Consider the following 14708-nt stretch of genomic DNA (forward strand, 5'->3'; position numbering starts at 1 on the left):
GGGGCCGGGGTGGCGTCGGGCGGCTTAGCGGCCGGCCGGATCGACCGGCGTGCCTTCGACGGTCTGGCGCGCTTCGTCGACGAGCATCACGGGGATGCCGTCGCGGATCGGGTACGCGAGCTTGTCCGCGTTGCAGATCAGCTCCTGCGCGGCGCGGTCGTAGTGGAGCGGGCCTTTGCAGATAGGGCACACAATGATTTCAAGCAGGCGAGCGTCCACGGAGTTTCTCCACAACGAGGGCAATGAGGCGAGGGTCGAGCGCGGCTTCGACGGGGACCACCCACAGTCGAGCGTCGCGCCAGGAAGCGCCCAATTTTACTGCATCCTTCTCGGTGATCAGGATTGCGTCGACGGCGTCGTCGACGAACGGATTGTCGGCGAACGCGTAGTGGTCGGGCAGCGCGCGCGTCGCCGGCGCGAGACCGGCCGCGCGCAGCGTCGCGAAGAAGCGTTCCGGCGCGCCGATGCCGGCCGCGGCGAGCACGCGCTCGTGCGCGAACTGCGACAGCGGGCGGCGCAGCGCGGGCTGGTCGAGGTGCCACGCGGCGCCCGGCGTCAGCGCCAGCGCGTAGGTGTCGGGCCACGGCGGCAGCGCGCCGCTGTACGGATCGTTGACGAGCGTGGCGTCGCGGTGCCGCGACAGCGGCTCGCGCAGCGGCCCGGCCGGCAGCAGGAAGCCGTTGCCGCCGAGCCGGTGGTCGAACACGACGAGCTCGACCGTGCGTGCGAGGCGGTAGTGCTGGAGGCCGTCGTCGCTGACGATCACGTCGACGTCCGGATGCGCGGCGCGCAGCGCCTGCGCGGCCGCGACGCGGTCGGGGCACACCCAGACGGGCGCGTCGGTGCGGCGCGCGATCAGCAGCGGTTCGTCGCCGCCGACGCTGGCGCGCGACGCGGGCGTGACGGCAGTCGGCGCCTTCACGTTCGCGCCGTAGCCGCGCGACACGACGCCCGGCGTGAAGCCGGCCGCGCGCAGCGCGTCGACGAGCGCGATCACGGTCGGCGTCTTGCCGGTGCCGCCGACGGTCACGTTGCCGACCACGACGACGGGCACGCCGACGTCGACCGGTCGTTTCCACCCCTGCGCGTAGGCGGTGCGCCGCAGCGCCGCGCACAGGCCGAACACGCAGGCGAACGGCGTGAGCGCCCAGGCGAGCGCGCCGCGCCGCTGCCATTCGCGTGTCAGGCGCGCTTCGAGCCGCGCGAGCGGGCCGCCGGGCGCGCTCATCGGGCCGGGCGCGGCGCGTCGTGCGCCGCGGCGTGGGACGGATTCGTCAAGGCGGATTCTCCGTTGGGCGGCACATGCCGCGGGGTCTGCGGAAGGCGGCACTCTAGCGCGCCGCACGCCGGCGCGGCAAGCGCGACCGGCCGACGTCGCCCGCGGGGCCGGATCGCGGCTGCCTGTGGATAACTCTGTGAAAAACTCCTCGGTCGATTGCGTCAAACGCCCGTCCGGCGGGCATCGAATCGGATGAGAATCATTTCGAAAGGTTTAAAAAATTATAAAAATCAATGTGTTACGAAGAATCGTCTGGGTTTTTTTGCGGTTTCCAGGCGTTTTAGGCGGACGAATGCCAGAGTGTGGACACCTTCCGCGCTCGGCGGCGAATGCCGCGGCGCTGGACGTCGCGCGCAGGTCGGACTATCGTGACGCCGCCAGCATTCATCCAATCGTCCATGCTTTCCGACTCTCCTTTTTCCGCACCCGGCGCGACGCGCGGCGGCGACGAAGTGATTCCCGTTTCGGCGCTCAATCGCGCGATTTCGACGATGCTCGAGCGCTCGTTTCCGCTGCTGTGGATTTCGGGCGAAGTCTCGAATTTCACGCGCGCCGCGAGCGGCCACTGGTATTTCTCGATCAAGGACCAGCAGGCGCAGATGCGCTGCGTGATGTTCCGCGGCCGTGCGCAGTACGCGGAATTCACGCCGCGCGAAGGCGACCGCATCGAGGTGCGCGCGGTCGTCACGATGTACGAGCCGCGCGGCGAAGTGCAGCTGAACGTCGAAGCCGTGCGGCGCACCGGGCAGGGGCGCCTGTACGAGGCGTTCCTGCGGCTGAAGGCGCAACTCGAAGGCGAGGGCCTGTTCGCCCCCGAGCGCAAGCGGCCGCTGCCGGCCCACCCGCGCGCGATCGGCATCGTCACGTCGCTGCAGGCAGCCGCGCTGCGCGACGTGCTGACCACGCTTGCCCGGCGCGCGCCGCACATTCCGGTGATCGTCTATCCGGCGCCCGTGCAGGGCGCCGGTTCCGCCGAAAAACTGGTCGCGGCCGTCGAGGCCGCGAATGCGCGCCGTGAGGTCGACGTGCTGCTCGTCTGTCGCGGCGGCGGCTCGATCGAGGATCTGTGGTCGTTCAACGACGAAGCGCTGGCGCGCTCGATCGCGGCGAGCGAATTGCCGGTCGTCAGCGGTGTCGGGCACGAAACCGATTTCACGATCGCGGACTTCGCGGCCGACGTGCGCGCGCCGACGCCCACCGGCGCGGCCGAGCTCGCGAGCCCGCAGCGTGCGCTGCTGCTGCGCGAGGTCGACGAGCGCCAGCGTGCGCTCGCGCGCGGCATGGCGCGCCGGCTCGAACAGCGCGCGCAGCAGCTCGACTGGCTCGCGCGCCGGCTCGTGAGCCCGGCCGAGCGGCTGCAGCGGCAGCGCACGCACGTCGAGCAGCTCGCGGTGCGGCTCGCGTCCGCGGCGTCGCGGCCGGTGCGCGACGCACGCGCGCGCTTCGCGCTGGCACAACTGCGCTGGCAGCGCGCGCGACCCGATGCGTCGCAGGCGCGCCAGGCGCTCGCGGGGCTGTCGCAGCGTCTCGTCATTGCATTGCAGCGCCGTCATGAACGCGACACGGCGCGCGTGTCGGCCTGTGCGGCACGGCTCGAGGTGCTGAGCCCGCAGCGCACGCTCGAGCGCGGCTATGCGGCGCTGATCGATGCGCAGACGGGCCGTGCGGTGCGTGCGCCGAACGCGCTGAAGCCGCAGCGGCGCCTGACCGTGCATCTGGCCGAAGGCTCGGCCGACGTGTCGCTCGCCGACGTGCAGCCGCGGCTGGCCGATACGATCTGACGTAACGGCGGCAAGCGGGGCGAAGGCTGCTGCAACGGACGCAACGTGCTCGGGAACGGAGGCTGCTCCGCATCGGGTTCATCCTGCCGGACGTTGCGCAAACATCGCTTTTCCGCATACCGCGGATAAATGGCCCGTGAGTTTGCGGGGTTATTCGTCCTCGCCTACAATCGGACGCTCGGCAGCATCCAACACAGCCTCCCTACATACTCAACGAAGGAATCGCCATGGCTCATACGCTCCCGCCGCTCCCGTACGCTGAAGACGCACTCGCGCCGACCATCTCGCTCGAGACGATCCAGTACCACTACGGCAAGCACCATCAGGCTTATGTGACGAACCTGAACAATCTGATCCCGGGCACGGAATTCGAAAACCTGTCGCTGGAAGAGATCGTGAAGAAGTCGTCGGGCGGCATCTTCAACAACGCCGCGCAAATCTGGAACCACACGTTCTTCTGGAACAGCCTGTCGCCGAACGGCGGCGGCGCACCGACGGGCGCGCTGGGCGACGCGATCAACGCGAAGTGGGGTTCGTACGACGCATTCAAGGAAGCGTTCACGAAGGCCGCGGTCGGCACGTTCGGTTCGGGCTGGGCATGGCTCGTGAAGAAGGCTGACGGTTCGCTCGACATCGTGTCGACGAGCAACGCAGCGACGCCGCTGACGACCGCCGACAAGGCACTGCTGACGATCGACGTGTGGGAACACGCGTACTACATCGACTACCGCAACGCACGTCCGAAGTTCGTCGAAGCGTTCTGGAACATCGTGAACTGGGACTTCGCAGCGAAGAACTTCGCGTAAGTCCGGCGCCGGCGCGCCGCCACGGCGCGCGGCACCCAGCAAAAAGCCCTCGAAACGAGGGCTTTTTTGTTTTTATCGTGCAGGAAGGCGGCACGCTTGCCGGGATCAGGCGACCAGGCCGAGCGCCCAGCCGAGTGCCGCGCTCGCGATCACGACGGCCCACGGCGGCACGCGCCAGAACACCAGCGCGACGAATGCGACGAGCGCGGCGGCCAGGTCGCGCGGTGCGACGATCGTGTCGGTCCAGACCGGGTGATAGAGCGCGGCGAGCAGCAGCCCGACGACGGCCGCGTTCACGCCCGCGAGCGCGGCCTGCATGCGCGCGCTGCGGCGCAGGCGCTCCCAGAACGGTGCAGTGCCGGCAATGAGCAGGAACGACGGCGCGAAGATCGCGACCAGCGCGATCGTGCCGCCGAGCCAGCCGTTCGGCGCATCGCGCAGCGACGCGCCGAGGAACGCCGAGAACGTGAACAGCGGCCCCGGCACGGCCTGTGCAACGCCGTACCCGGCGAGGAACGTCGAATCGCCGACCCAGCCGGGCGCGACCACGGCCGCCTGCAGCAGCGGCAGCACCACATGCCCGCCGCCGAACACGAGCGCGCCGGTGCGGAAAAATGCATCGACGACGGCGAGCGTATCGGAGTGGAGCGCGCGGGCCGCGAACGGCAGCGCGACGAGCAGCACCGCGAACAGCGCGAGCCACAGCATGCCCGCGCGGTGCGACACGTGCAGCGGCAACGGTTCGTGCGCGTCGCGTGCCGGTTGTGGCAGCAGCGCGAGGCCGGCCGCACCGGCCGCGACGATCACCGCGATCTGCGTCCACGCGGCCGGCGCGAGCAGCGCGACGCATGCGGCCGCGGCCATCAGCGTGACGCGGCGCGCATCGGGGCACAGCGTGCGCGCCATCCCCCAGACGGCTTGCGCGATCACCGCGACCGACACGATGCGCAGCCCGTGCAGCGCGCCGGCTTCGATCGGCGCGCCCGTCGCATGCACGCCGAGCGCGAACAGCATCATCAGCAGCGCCGACGGCAGCGTGAAGCCGAGCCACGCGGCGAACATCCCCGCATAGCCGGCGCGCGCGAGGCCGATCGCCATCCCGACCTGGCTGCTCGCGGGCCCCGGCAGGAACTGGCACAGCCCGACGAGATCGGCATACGTGCGTTCGGTGAGCCAGCCGCGCCGCGTGACGAATTCGGCGCGGAAGTAGCCGAGGTGCGCGACCGGGCCGCCGAACGACGTGAGGCCGAGCCGCAGGAACGCGACGAAGACGGGCCACGGATGACGGGACGGGGCGGCGGCGGTCGATGGATTCAAGACGGGGCGCGGGGAGAACGGACGAGCCGCCACGATAGCGCAATGCGGCAGCGGCGGGGCAACGTACTGCAGTGCAGTGCAGTGCAGTGCAGTGCGCGTCGCTCAGCGCGTGCCGTCGCCCAGCCCGCTCGCGCGGCGCAGCGCATCGATGTCGACGAGTTCGATTTCGCCGACATGCAGCCGCACGACGCCGTCGGCCTGCAGCGCCTTCAGCAGCTGGTTGGTGGTCTGCCGCGTGATCGACAGCATCGACGCGAGCGTTTCCTGCGACAGCCGCACGCGCGTGCGCCCGGCGCTGATGCCGCCATAGCCGTCGGCGATCATCAGCAGGCGCGCGGCGAGCCGTTGCGCGGCCGGCATCACGCTCATCGACTCGACGGTCAGGAAGCTCAGGCGCAGCTTCTGCGCCATCAGCAGCGCGAACTGCCGCCAGTATCGCGGCGTCGCATCGAGGATCGCGAGCAGCGCGGCCTGCGGGACGTGCAGCAGCAGTGCGTCGTCGAGCGCGATGGCGTCGTGCGTGCGCGGCTGGCCGTCGAACAGGGCGATTTCGCCGAACCATGTGACGGGCTCGGCCACCGTCAGCAGCGTTTCCTTGCCCTGTGGGTCGACCGCACCTATCGTGAGTGAACCGGCCAGGACCGCGTACAGCCCGCATGGCGGGTCGCCGCGCCGGAACAGCGCATGGCCGGCCGGCAGGCGGCGCAGCACAGCGCCGGCGAGCAGGTCCGCGCGCAACGCGGGCGGCAGCGCGGCGAACCACGGGTGCGCTTCGATCTGCGGCAGGTACGGGGCGAGCGAGGAAGGCATGGGCACGCGATGTCGGGTAGCTGACAGAGGTTCTCGGGCGTGACGCGCATCATAGCGCTCAATAACCGACCAGGAGACGCGATGAAGACGCTCGAAGATCACCTTTCGCAGTATGCGGCCTACCATCGCGACGCGCGCAACATCGCGACGCACCTGGTCGGCATTCCGATGATCGTGTTCGCGGCCGAGGTGCTGCTGTCGCGGCCGGCGGTCGGGATGCTGGCCGGCGTCGCGCTGTCGCCGGCGCTGCTGCTGGCGCTCGCGTTCGTCGTCTTTTACCTGCGCCTCGACCTGCGGTTCGGGATCGTGATGGCCGCGCTGTTCGCGCTCGGGTTGTGGGCCGCGCAATCGCTCGCGCCGCTGCCGACCGCGCAATGGCTCGCGATCGGCATCGGCACGTTCGTCGTCGGCTGGATCGTGCAGTTCGTCGGGCACTGGTTCGAAGGGCGCAAGCCCGCGTTCGTCGACGATCTGGTGGGCCTGATGGTCGGGCCGCTGTTCGTCGTGGCCGAAGTCGCGTTCCTTGCGGGGCTGCGCGGCGACGTCCGCCGCGAAGTCGAGCGGCGCGCCGGCCCCGTGCACGGCGGTGCACACTCGCATGTCTGATGTGCCGGTCTGCGTGTTCGGTGCAGGCGCCATCGGCTGCTATCTCGTCGGCCGCGTAGCCCGGCTTCACGCGATCGCCGGCGCGGGCCGCGCGCGGCACCACAGGCCGGGCGCAACGGCTAAGATGCGGGGAGCGTCATACGACGCCTATGCGGAGCACTCGCCATGGTGGATCGCCCGACACTCGACGCCTACGACGCCCATGCCGCGCAATACGCGCAGGACTGGCTCGACCAGGCCGCGCCCGACGACATGTACGCACTGCTCGAACAGCATTTCTCGCCGGGGCCGACCGCGGACGTCGGTTGCGGCGCGGGGCGCGATACGGCCTGGCTCGCGTCGCGCGGCTTCGACGTGCGCGGCTACGACGCGAGCGCCGCGCTGCTCGACGAGGCGCAGCGGCACCATCCGGGCCTGACCTTCGAACTCGCCGCGCTGCCGGCGCTGGCCGGCGTGCCGTCCGGCGCGTTTCGCAACGTGCTGTGCGAAACGGTCGTCATGCATCTCGAACAGGCCGATGCGGCGGCGGCCGCCGCGCGGCTGGCCGATCTGCTGATGCCGGGCGGCACGTTGTACCTGAGTTGGCGGGTGGCCGGAAACGGCACGTTGCGCGACGAGCGCGGCCGTCTCTACACGGCACTGGATTCGGCGCGGATGCATGCGGCGCTCGGCGCCGGCGTGCACGTGATCGACGAGCACGAGGTCGTGAGCGCCTCGTCCGGCAAGCGCGTACACCGGCTGATCGTGCGCAAGGCGGCCGGCGCCGCGTGAAGGCGGCGCGCCGGCGCGCTCACTCGCGGCTGAGCGCCGCTTCCCAGTTGATGTCGACGCAGAGCACCTGCATGCCGGTCGCGGCGGGCGCGGCGATCGACGCGGTCACGCACAGGTGCGCCTCGTTGATCGACAGGTAGGGCGGCGTCAGGTGCACGCGCCCCGGCGCGCGCATCGCGTCGATGAAGTACGGGCGACGCTCCCAGCTTGCCCCTTCGGAATGCAGCAGCGGCCGGAAGCGCTTCGCGCGCTGCGATACGCTGCCGCGCGCGAGCACGTTGTCGCCGATCTGGCGTCCCGATGCGTCGAGCAGGAAGCAGCGTGCGGTTTCGGGCAGCCCCAGCACGGCGACGGCCGCGTCGGTGAGCGATTCGCCCGCGACGAGCTTCTGGCTTGCTTCCTCGAGCGCGGCGACATACGGCGCGAGCCGTTCCGCCTGCGTGCGCTCGCGCTGCGCGACGCGCAGCCGCAGCGCGGCCGACAGCGTATCCATGCAGCCCGCGGCGGCCTGCGGTTGCACGGGATCGACGCTCGGCCCCGCGAAATACTGGCCCTGCACGAAATCGACGTCGCATTCGAGCGCGATCAGCGCGTCGCGCTCGGTCGACAGGCCGCCCATCAGTACGAGCTGGCCGGATTCGTGCAGCAGCGACACGAGCCCCGGCAGCACGCGCTCGAGGTGCGAGTGCTCGCTTGCCTGCGCGAGGATGCCGCGGTCGAGCGTGACGATGTCGGGATGCAGGTGCCACACGCGGTCGATGTTCGAATGCTTCGCGCCGAACCCGCCCAGCGCGATCAGGAAGCCGGCCTTGCGCAGCCCGTCGATGATCGCCGCGTAACGCGGCGTTTCGCCGCCGGCCTGCTCGGGCACCTCGAGCACCACACGGTGCGGCGGCAGCCCGAGCGCCTTCAGGTTCGCGAGCAGCGCGTCGCTGTAGATGGTGTCCATCAGCGCCGCCGGATGCAGGCTCAGGAAGAGCCATTCGTCGTGACTGTCGAACGCGTGGAAGTTGCCGAGATGCAACGATTCGGCGAGCCGGCCGAGTTCGAGCAGGTCGCCGCGGCGCGCGGCCTGCGTGAACACCTCGTGCGATGCCACCTGGCGGCTTTCCTCGTCGTGCGCGCGCAGCGACGCGTGATAGCCGATCGCGCGGCGGTGCGACACCGAGAAAACGGGCTGGAACACGCTGAACACGGTGTAGCCGCCGTACAGCACGGTGCGCCGGTTCCCGTCGTCGCCGGCGACGGGGCGGGGCGGCTGAAAGCCGGGGGGATCGATTTCGATCATGCTCATGATGTCGCCGATGGAAGACTGCCAGTTTACCTAGAGAATAGGCGAGCAAGAAGCATGCACGGCATCGCGCCGCGTGCGGCCGCGCGTCGCGGACGGGAAAGAGCGCTGCGACGCGCGCATCGACGGGGCGATCTGCACCGCAATGGTGCGCGCGACGGCGGTGCGGCCCCCGAAACGGCGCGCGCCGCGCATCACGCGCGCTCGGACGGATCGGTCTTGCGCGCGGTGCTGCGGATCTCGGGCGCGAGTTGCGCGAAGATCCACGCGGACGCGGCCGTGATGATCCCGACGCAGATGAAGGTCGCATGGAACGCCGGCAGCGTATTGCTCGGCGTCACGGTGCGCAGCATGCCCGTGAACGTCGCGAGCAGCGCGCCCGCGACCGTGACGCCGAGGCTCATCGACAGCATCTGCACGAGCGAGAACAGGCTGTTGCCGCTGCTCGCGCCGCCCGTGCCGAGATCCTTCAGCGTCAGCGTGTTCATCGCGGTGAACTGCATCGAGTTGAAGCCGCCGAACAGCGCGAGATGCACGACCTTCACCCACACCGGCACCGAGTCGCGCATCAGCGCGAAGCTCGCCATCATCACGCCGACCATGATCGTGTTCGCGAGCAGCACCTTGCGGTAGCCGTGCTGCGTGATCAGCCGCGTGATGATCCGCTTCGAGAACATCCCGGCCGCCGCGACCGGCAGCATCATCAGCCCGGCCTCGAACGCCGAGTAGCCGAGGCTCACCTGCAGCAGCAGCGGGATCAGGTACGGCATCGCGCCGCTGCCGATCCGCGCGAACAGGTTGCCGAGCAGCCCGACGCTGAACGTGTGGATCCGGAACAGTTCGAGCGAGAAGATCGGTTGCGGCGCGCGCACCGCGTACAGCCCGTACGCGACGAAGCACGCGAGGCTCAGGATCAGCAGGACGAGCACGGCCGCGTGCTGCATGCCGAGATCGGCGAGCCCGTCGAGCGACAGCGAGATCGCGACCATGCCGATCGTCAGCAGCAGGTAGCCCTTCAGGTCGAAGCGGCCGACGGCCGGGTTGCGCGAATCGGGCATCGAGTAGAAGGTCGCGATGCAGCCCGCGACGCCGACCGGCACGTTGATCAGGAAGATCCAGTGCCACGACGCGATCTTCACGAGCCAGCCGCCGAGCGTCGGCCCGATCAGCGGGCCGATCAGGCCGGGAATCGCGACGAACGACAGCGCGGCCAGGTAGCGCTCGGCCGGAAAGGTGCGCAGCACCGCGAGCCGTCCGACCGGCAGCAGCATCGCGCCGCCGACCCCCTGCACGACGCGGAACGCGACAAGTTGCGTGAGCGTATGCGCATTCGCGCACAGCAGCGAGCCGAGCGAGAACACCAGGATCGCGCTGAAGAACACGCGTCGCGTGCCGAAGGTGTCGGCGAGCCAGCCCGACACCGGGATCATCACCGCCATCGTCAGCGAGTACGCGATCACGACCGACTGCATCCGCAGCGGCGATTCGCCGAGGCTCGCGGCCATCGACGGCAGCGCCGTGTTGACGATCGTCGCATCGAGCGTCTGCATGAAGAAGCCCGTCGCAACGAGCCAGAGCATCACGGTGAGGTTCTTTTCGCCGGGGGCGACGGCAGGTGGACGCTGGAACATGAGGATGGGTGGTGGCGCGGGACAGCCGACATTGTAGGGAAAGCCGATGGGCCGTGCAGGTTCGGCGCCCTGATGTGACGCGAATGCCGGCAATCGGATGCCGTCTCCGTCGCCGGGCCAGTACAGTTCAGTCAAAAGTGTCTGCAGCCGTATCTGTCCGTGTGCCGCCACTGTCCGAAATACTGGTGCCATCGAACCCGTGCGACCAGGAGGCTGCCATGCGCGAACTGCGACTTTACGTGATCGACGGCGACGAGCCGGCCGGACGCTGGCGGATCGTCGATCGCACCGCACTGCAGGTGGCCGACGGCGAAGCGTGGGTGACGGTCGAGGGCCGGCCCGACGACCACTGGCTCGGCGCCGGCGATTCGCTGGCGTTCGAGCCTGGGGTACGCGTGTGGATCAGCGCGGGGCCGCGCGGTGCAACGTTCGCGTTCGGGCCGCACGCGGCGCCGGCCGTGCGTGTCGCGCACGCGTGGTGGCGGCCGCTCGTCGCGTGGCGCGACGGCCGGCGCCGCGCGGCCGCGTCGCTGCCGACGTAGCGTGCGGGGCGTTCGCACGAATATGGAGGAAGCCGGCGGATGTCGTGCGCGATCTCGCCTGCCGGGCCGCATGAAGCATGCCGGCACGTGGATTCGCGCAATCCGGATTGATTGCGCCGGGCGCGAATTCTAGACTCGAATCCGTGCCCTCCATCGCGCTCCGTTCACCATGACGCCCGAACTCGCATTGACGCATCTGTGGCAACTCGCACGCGGCGAGCGCGACGCGCTGGCTCGCGCGAGCGTGACGGGGCAGGACCCGACGCTGCCGTCGACGTTTCATGTCGGCGCGCTCGCGGCAGCCACGATCGCGGCGGCCGGGCTCGCGGCTGCCGAGTGCCACCGGCTTCGCACGGGCGTCGCGCAAGCCGTCGACGTGTCGGTGCGCGACGCGCTGGCCGCGTTCCGCAGCGAACGCTACCTGCGCGTGGACGACGGCCCGCCGCCGGAGTTGCGTCATCCGGTGACGGGCTTCTTCGAGACGGGCGACGGACGCTGGATCCAGCTGCATGCGAACTTCCCGCATCACCTGCGCGGGATCCTCGACGTGCTCGGTTGCGGCGCGCAGCGGGCCGACGTCGCCGCGGCGATCCGCACATGGGACGGCATGGTGCTCGATACCGCGCTGGCCGAGGCCGGTCTGTGCGCGGCATTGATCAGAAGACCTGACGAATGGGCGGAACACGAGCAGGCGCACGCGATCGCATCGCTGCCGCTGTTCGAGATCGAGCGGATCGGCGACGCGCCGGTCGAGTCGATCGGCCGTGGCGAATCCGGGCAGCCGCTCGCCGGCGTGCGCGTGCTCGATCTCACGCGCATCATCGCGGGGCCGGTCGCGGGTCGCACGCTGGCGTCGCATGGCGCGCAGACGCTGCTCGTCAACGGACCGCACCTGCCGAACATCGCACCGCTGGTGATCGACAACGGGCGCGGCAAGCGTTCGGCATGGATCGACCTGCGCGATACGGCGGGTGTCGATACGCTGCACGCGCTCGTGCGCGATGCGGACGTGTTCCTGCAGTCGTACCGCCCCGGCGCGCTCGCGGCCCGCGGTTTCGCGCCGCACGCGCTGGCGGAGCGTCGGCCCGGCATCGTGTACGTGTCGATCTCGGCATACGGACATGCGGGGCCGTGGGCGGAGCGGCGCGGCTTCGACAGTCTCGTGCAGTCGGCGAGCGGGATCGCATCGCAGGAGCAGCAGGCCGCCCATGCGGCCGCGCCGCGCCACCTGCCGTGCCAGGCGCTCGATCACGCGACGGGGTATCTCGCGGCGTTCGGCGCGATGATCGCGCTCGCGCGGCGGGCGAGCGAAGGCGGAAGCTGGCACGTGCGGATGTCGCTCGCGCAGACGGGGCGCTGGCTGCAGTCGTTCGGCAACGTGCCGGACGGCTTGAGTGCGCCCGACCTCGCGGCCGCCGACGTGCGCGACCGGATCGATCGCGTCGCATCGCCGTTCGGCATGCTCGATACCGTGCGGCCGGCCGAGCGCTTGTCGGCCACGCCGCCGGCGTTCGCACGGCCGCCCGTGCCGCCCGGCACCGACGTCGCGCGCTGGCTGTGAGCGGCAAGCGCCGGCCGCGTGGCCGCCATTACTTGCGCAGCTCGACGACGAAGTCGTAGTAGTCGTTGCGGCAGTAGGTATCGGTCAGTTCGATGGCGCGCTGGTCCGACGTATAGCCGATCCGCGTGATCAGCAGCAGCGCGTCGTGCGGCGCGATGCCCATCTGTTCGGCGATTTCGTCGGTCGCGTTGACCGCGCGGAAATGCTGCAGCGCACGCACGATCGGCGTGCCGCGCGCTTCGAGATAGCTGTACAGCGAACCGCCGATCGCTTGCGGATCGGGAATCAGCGTCGCGGGGAACGTCGAGTTCTCGACGGCCATCACGATGCCGTCGGCGAGGCGCAGGCGTTTCAGGCGTGTAACGGAGGCGGCCGGCGACAGCCCGAGCTGGATTACTTCGTCGCGGTTCGCCGGCTGAATTTCGCGCGCGAGCCATTGCGAACTCGGCTTGAAGCCGCGGCGCTCGAGCATTTCGCTGAAGCTCGACAGTCGCGACAGCGGATCCTCGTAGCGCGGCTGGATGAAATTGCCCGCGCCCTGCGTGCGGCGGATCAGGCCCTGCTCGACGAGCAGCGCGATCGCCTTGCGCGCGGTGATGCGCGACACGCCGAGCGCATCGGACAGCACGCGCTCCGAAGGCAGGGCCTCGCCGGCTGTCCAGCGGTTGTCGTGGATCGCGTCGCCGAGCTTGCGGGCGAGCTGCAGGTACAGCGGCGTGTCGTTGTCCGGGTCGGGGCGCAGGTCCTGCCACCGGTCGTCCGTGGGTGCCTTCATGGAATGGGTTTCGATCAGGTTGCGGCCATTCTAAGTCATCATGCGGTGCCGTTATAGCCGGTTTTTGCCGTGCAACAGGCCGTCGGCGTGCCGATTGACTACACTGATGCGTCGTATTCCATGCTTCGGCCGCGCTGCGCGGCCACGAATCCGCAACGAGGAACGCATGACAGACACGATCGCCACGGTCGTCCTGCCGGACGGCGAAACGATTCCGAAGCTCGGCCAGGGCACCTGGGAAATGGGGGAGCGGCCGGCCCGCCGGGCGGACGAGATCGCCGCGCTGCGCGAAGGCATCGAACTCGGGATGACGCTGGTCGATACCGCCGAGATGTACGGCGACGGTGCGACCGAGGAGTTGGTCGGAGAAGCACTCGCGGGCCTGCGCGACGACGTGTTCCTCGTCAGCAAGGTCTATCCGCACCATGCGAGCCGGCGCGGCGTCGTCGCCGCGTGCGACGCGAGCCTCAAGCGCCTGCGCACCGATCGTCTCGATCTGTACCTGCTGCACTGGCGCGGCTCGGTGCCGCTCGCGGAGACGGTCGAGGGCTTCGAGGCGCTGCAGCGAGCGGGCAAGATTCGTCGCTGGGGCGTGAGCAACTTCGATACGGCCGATATGAAAGAACTCGTCGACGACGCGGGCGGCGGTGCCTGCGCGACCAACCAGATCCTCTACAACGTCGCGCGGCGCGGCCCGGAATTCGACCTGCTGCCATGGCTCGCCGATCACCGGATGCCGGCGATGGCGTACAGCCCGGTCGACCACGGGCGGCTGCCGAAGCGTTCGCCGCTCGACGAGATTGCGCGGCTGCGCGGCGTGTCGGTGATGCGCGTCGCGCTGGCATGGGTGCTCGCGCAGCCGGGCGTATTCGCGATCCCCAAGGCATCGAGGATCGAGCACGTGCGCGACAATCGCGCCGCGCTCGATTTCGAATTGAGCGATGACGAGCGCGCGCAGCTTGACGCGTACTTCCGTCCGCCGCGCAGCAAGCGCGCGCTCGAGATGCTCTGACGGCACCCGGCCGGGCAACGCGTCCGGTCAGTGGTTGCCGCCGGACGAGCCGCCGTTGCCGTGACCGCCGCCATTGCCGTTGCCGGTACCGTGGCCATTGCCGACCCCGTTGGGCCCGCCGTTGCCGGCGCCACCACTGCCGTTGCCATTGCCGTTGCCGCCGCCATTGCCGTGGCCACCGTTGCCGTTGTTGCCGTTGTTGCCGCCGTTGCCCTGGCCACCGTTGCCGTTACCGCCACCGTTGCCTGAGCCGCCGTTGCCGTTGCCAACGCCATTGGCACCACCATTGCCAGCGCCACCACTGCCGTTGCCATTGCCGTTGCCACCACCATTGCCGTGACCACCGGTGCCATGGCCACCGCCGTCGCCGTTGCCGTGACCACCACCGTTGCCGTGGCCACCGCCGTCGCCGTGGCCACCGCCGTCGCCGTGACCACCGCCGTCGCCGTGACCACCGCCGTCGCCGTGACCACCACCGTTGCCGTGACCACCGCCGTCGCCGTGACCACCACCGTTGCCGTGACCA

At 69.9% G+C, this 14708-nt stretch carries 15 protein-coding genes; 7 read left to right on the forward strand and 8 right to left on the reverse strand.

Annotated elements, in window-relative coordinates; genetic code table 11:
• Positions 1-24: 24 nt before the first annotated feature.
• Complete coding sequence (locus U5798_RS32570) at positions 25-219, reverse strand: Trm112 family protein (protein WP_006482216.1); 195 nt, start codon at positions 217-219, stop codon at positions 25-27.
• On the reverse strand, positions 200-1228 hold the full coding sequence (gene lpxK, locus U5798_RS32575) for a tetraacyldisaccharide 4'-kinase (RefSeq protein ID WP_322084387.1): 1029 nt from the start codon (positions 1226-1228) through the stop codon (positions 200-202). The genes U5798_RS32570 and lpxK overlap by 20 nt, the downstream gene beginning before the upstream one ends.
• A gap of 449 nt (positions 1229-1677) precedes the next feature.
• Between lpxK and xseA the strand changes: the two genes are divergently transcribed.
• Positions 1678-3060 carry an exodeoxyribonuclease VII large subunit gene (xseA, locus tag U5798_RS32580; protein ID WP_322084388.1) on the forward strand — a complete coding sequence of 461 codons (1383 nt, stop codon included), beginning with the start codon at positions 1678-1680 and terminating at the stop codon, positions 3058-3060.
• A 227-nt stretch (positions 3061-3287) separates the two neighbouring features.
• Complete coding sequence (sodB, locus tag U5798_RS32585) at positions 3288-3866, forward strand: superoxide dismutase [Fe] (RefSeq protein WP_011352986.1); 579 nt, start codon at positions 3288-3290, stop codon at positions 3864-3866.
• A 105-nt stretch (positions 3867-3971) separates the two neighbouring features.
• Here sodB and chrA read toward each other — a convergent pair whose 3' ends face one another.
• Entirely contained in the window at positions 3972-5183 is a 1212-nt protein-coding gene (gene chrA, locus U5798_RS32590) for a chromate efflux transporter (RefSeq protein ID WP_322084389.1), read from the reverse strand.
• Between the two features lie 102 nt (positions 5184-5285).
• Complete coding sequence (locus tag U5798_RS32595) at positions 5286-5993, reverse strand: Crp/Fnr family transcriptional regulator (RefSeq protein ID WP_322084397.1); 708 nt, start codon at positions 5991-5993, stop codon at positions 5286-5288.
• A gap of 81 nt (positions 5994-6074) precedes the next feature.
• Between U5798_RS32595 and U5798_RS32600 the strand changes: the two genes are divergently transcribed.
• A complete protein-coding gene (locus U5798_RS32600) occupies positions 6075-6599 on the forward strand; it encodes a DUF962 domain-containing protein (RefSeq protein ID WP_124456367.1) in 525 nt (174 codons plus the stop codon).
• Between the two features lie 165 nt (positions 6600-6764).
• Positions 6765-7370, forward strand: coding sequence for a class I SAM-dependent methyltransferase (locus U5798_RS32605; protein WP_322084390.1), 606 nt, complete (start codon positions 6765-6767; stop codon positions 7368-7370).
• A 19-nt stretch (positions 7371-7389) separates the two neighbouring features.
• Here U5798_RS32605 and U5798_RS32610 read toward each other — a convergent pair whose 3' ends face one another.
• Both U5798_RS32610 and mdtD read right to left on the reverse strand, forming a co-directional pair.
• On the reverse strand, positions 7390-8664 hold the full coding sequence (locus U5798_RS32610) for an EAL domain-containing protein (protein ID WP_124456365.1): 1275 nt from the start codon (positions 8662-8664) through the stop codon (positions 7390-7392).
• A gap of 191 nt (positions 8665-8855) precedes the next feature.
• Positions 8856-10292, reverse strand: a complete 1437-nt coding sequence (mdtD, locus tag U5798_RS32615; RefSeq protein WP_124456364.1) for a multidrug transporter subunit MdtD — start codon at positions 10290-10292, stop codon at positions 8856-8858.
• Between the two features lie 218 nt (positions 10293-10510).
• On the opposite strand from mdtD, the gene U5798_RS32620 reads away from it, so the two are divergent.
• Positions 10511-10834 (forward strand): DUF2917 domain-containing protein, encoded by a 324-nt coding sequence (locus tag U5798_RS32620; RefSeq protein WP_322084391.1) that lies wholly within the window; start codon positions 10511-10513, stop codon positions 10832-10834.
• A 169-nt stretch (positions 10835-11003) separates the two neighbouring features.
• Complete coding sequence (locus U5798_RS32625; protein WP_322084392.1) at positions 11004-12395, forward strand: CoA transferase; 1392 nt, start codon at positions 11004-11006, stop codon at positions 12393-12395.
• A gap of 28 nt (positions 12396-12423) precedes the next feature.
• Here U5798_RS32625 and U5798_RS32630 read toward each other — a convergent pair whose 3' ends face one another.
• Positions 12424-13170 carry a GntR family transcriptional regulator gene (locus U5798_RS32630; protein ID WP_089440857.1) on the reverse strand — a complete coding sequence of 249 codons (747 nt, stop codon included), beginning with the start codon at positions 13168-13170 and terminating at the stop codon, positions 12424-12426.
• Positions 13171-13336: 166 nt separating this feature from the next.
• Between U5798_RS32630 and U5798_RS32635 the strand changes: the two genes are divergently transcribed.
• A complete protein-coding gene (locus U5798_RS32635) occupies positions 13337-14182 on the forward strand; it encodes an aldo/keto reductase (protein WP_322084393.1) in 846 nt (281 codons plus the stop codon).
• Positions 14183-14209: 27 nt separating this feature from the next.
• Here U5798_RS32635 and U5798_RS32640 read toward each other — a convergent pair.
• Positions 14210-14708 (reverse strand): hypothetical protein (locus U5798_RS32640; RefSeq protein ID WP_322084394.1); only part of this gene is annotated, 499 nt, incomplete at its 5' end.

Source organism: Burkholderia sp. BCC1972 (genome assembly GCF_905339605.1).
GTDB lineage: Bacteria > Pseudomonadota > Gammaproteobacteria > Burkholderiales > Burkholderiaceae > Burkholderia.

What these genes read in the sequence shown, in the direction of transcription:
- lpxK (WP_322084387.1), bottom strand. Translation starts at nt 1,228, where the DNA reads ATGAGCGCGCCCGGCGGCCCGCTCGCGCGGCTCGAAGCGCGCCTGACA.
- xseA (WP_322084388.1), top strand. Translation starts at nt 1,678, where the DNA reads ATGCTTTCCGACTCTCCTTTTTCCGCACCCGGCGCGACGCGCGGCGGC.
- sodB (WP_011352986.1), top strand. Translation starts at nt 3,288, where the DNA reads ATGGCTCATACGCTCCCGCCGCTCCCGTACGCTGAAGACGCACTCGCG.
- U5798_RS32595 (WP_322084397.1), bottom strand. Translation starts at nt 5,993, where the DNA reads ATGCCTTCCTCGCTCGCCCCGTACCTGCCGCAGATCGAAGCGCACCCG.
- U5798_RS32600 (WP_124456367.1), top strand. Translation starts at nt 6,075, where the DNA reads ATGAAGACGCTCGAAGATCACCTTTCGCAGTATGCGGCCTACCATCGC.
- U5798_RS32605 (WP_322084390.1), top strand. Translation starts at nt 6,765, where the DNA reads ATGGTGGATCGCCCGACACTCGACGCCTACGACGCCCATGCCGCGCAA.
- U5798_RS32610 (WP_124456365.1), bottom strand. Translation starts at nt 8,664, where the DNA reads ATGAGCATGATCGAAATCGATCCCCCCGGCTTTCAGCCGCCCCGCCCC.
- mdtD (WP_124456364.1), bottom strand. Translation starts at nt 10,292, where the DNA reads ATGTTCCAGCGTCCACCTGCCGTCGCCCCCGGCGAAAAGAACCTCACC.
- U5798_RS32620 (WP_322084391.1), top strand. Translation starts at nt 10,511, where the DNA reads ATGCGCGAACTGCGACTTTACGTGATCGACGGCGACGAGCCGGCCGGA.
- U5798_RS32625 (WP_322084392.1), top strand. Translation starts at nt 11,004, where the DNA reads ATGACGCCCGAACTCGCATTGACGCATCTGTGGCAACTCGCACGCGGC.
- U5798_RS32630 (WP_089440857.1), bottom strand. Translation starts at nt 13,170, where the DNA reads ATGAAGGCACCCACGGACGACCGGTGGCAGGACCTGCGCCCCGACCCG.
- U5798_RS32635 (WP_322084393.1), top strand. Translation starts at nt 13,337, where the DNA reads ATGACAGACACGATCGCCACGGTCGTCCTGCCGGACGGCGAAACGATT.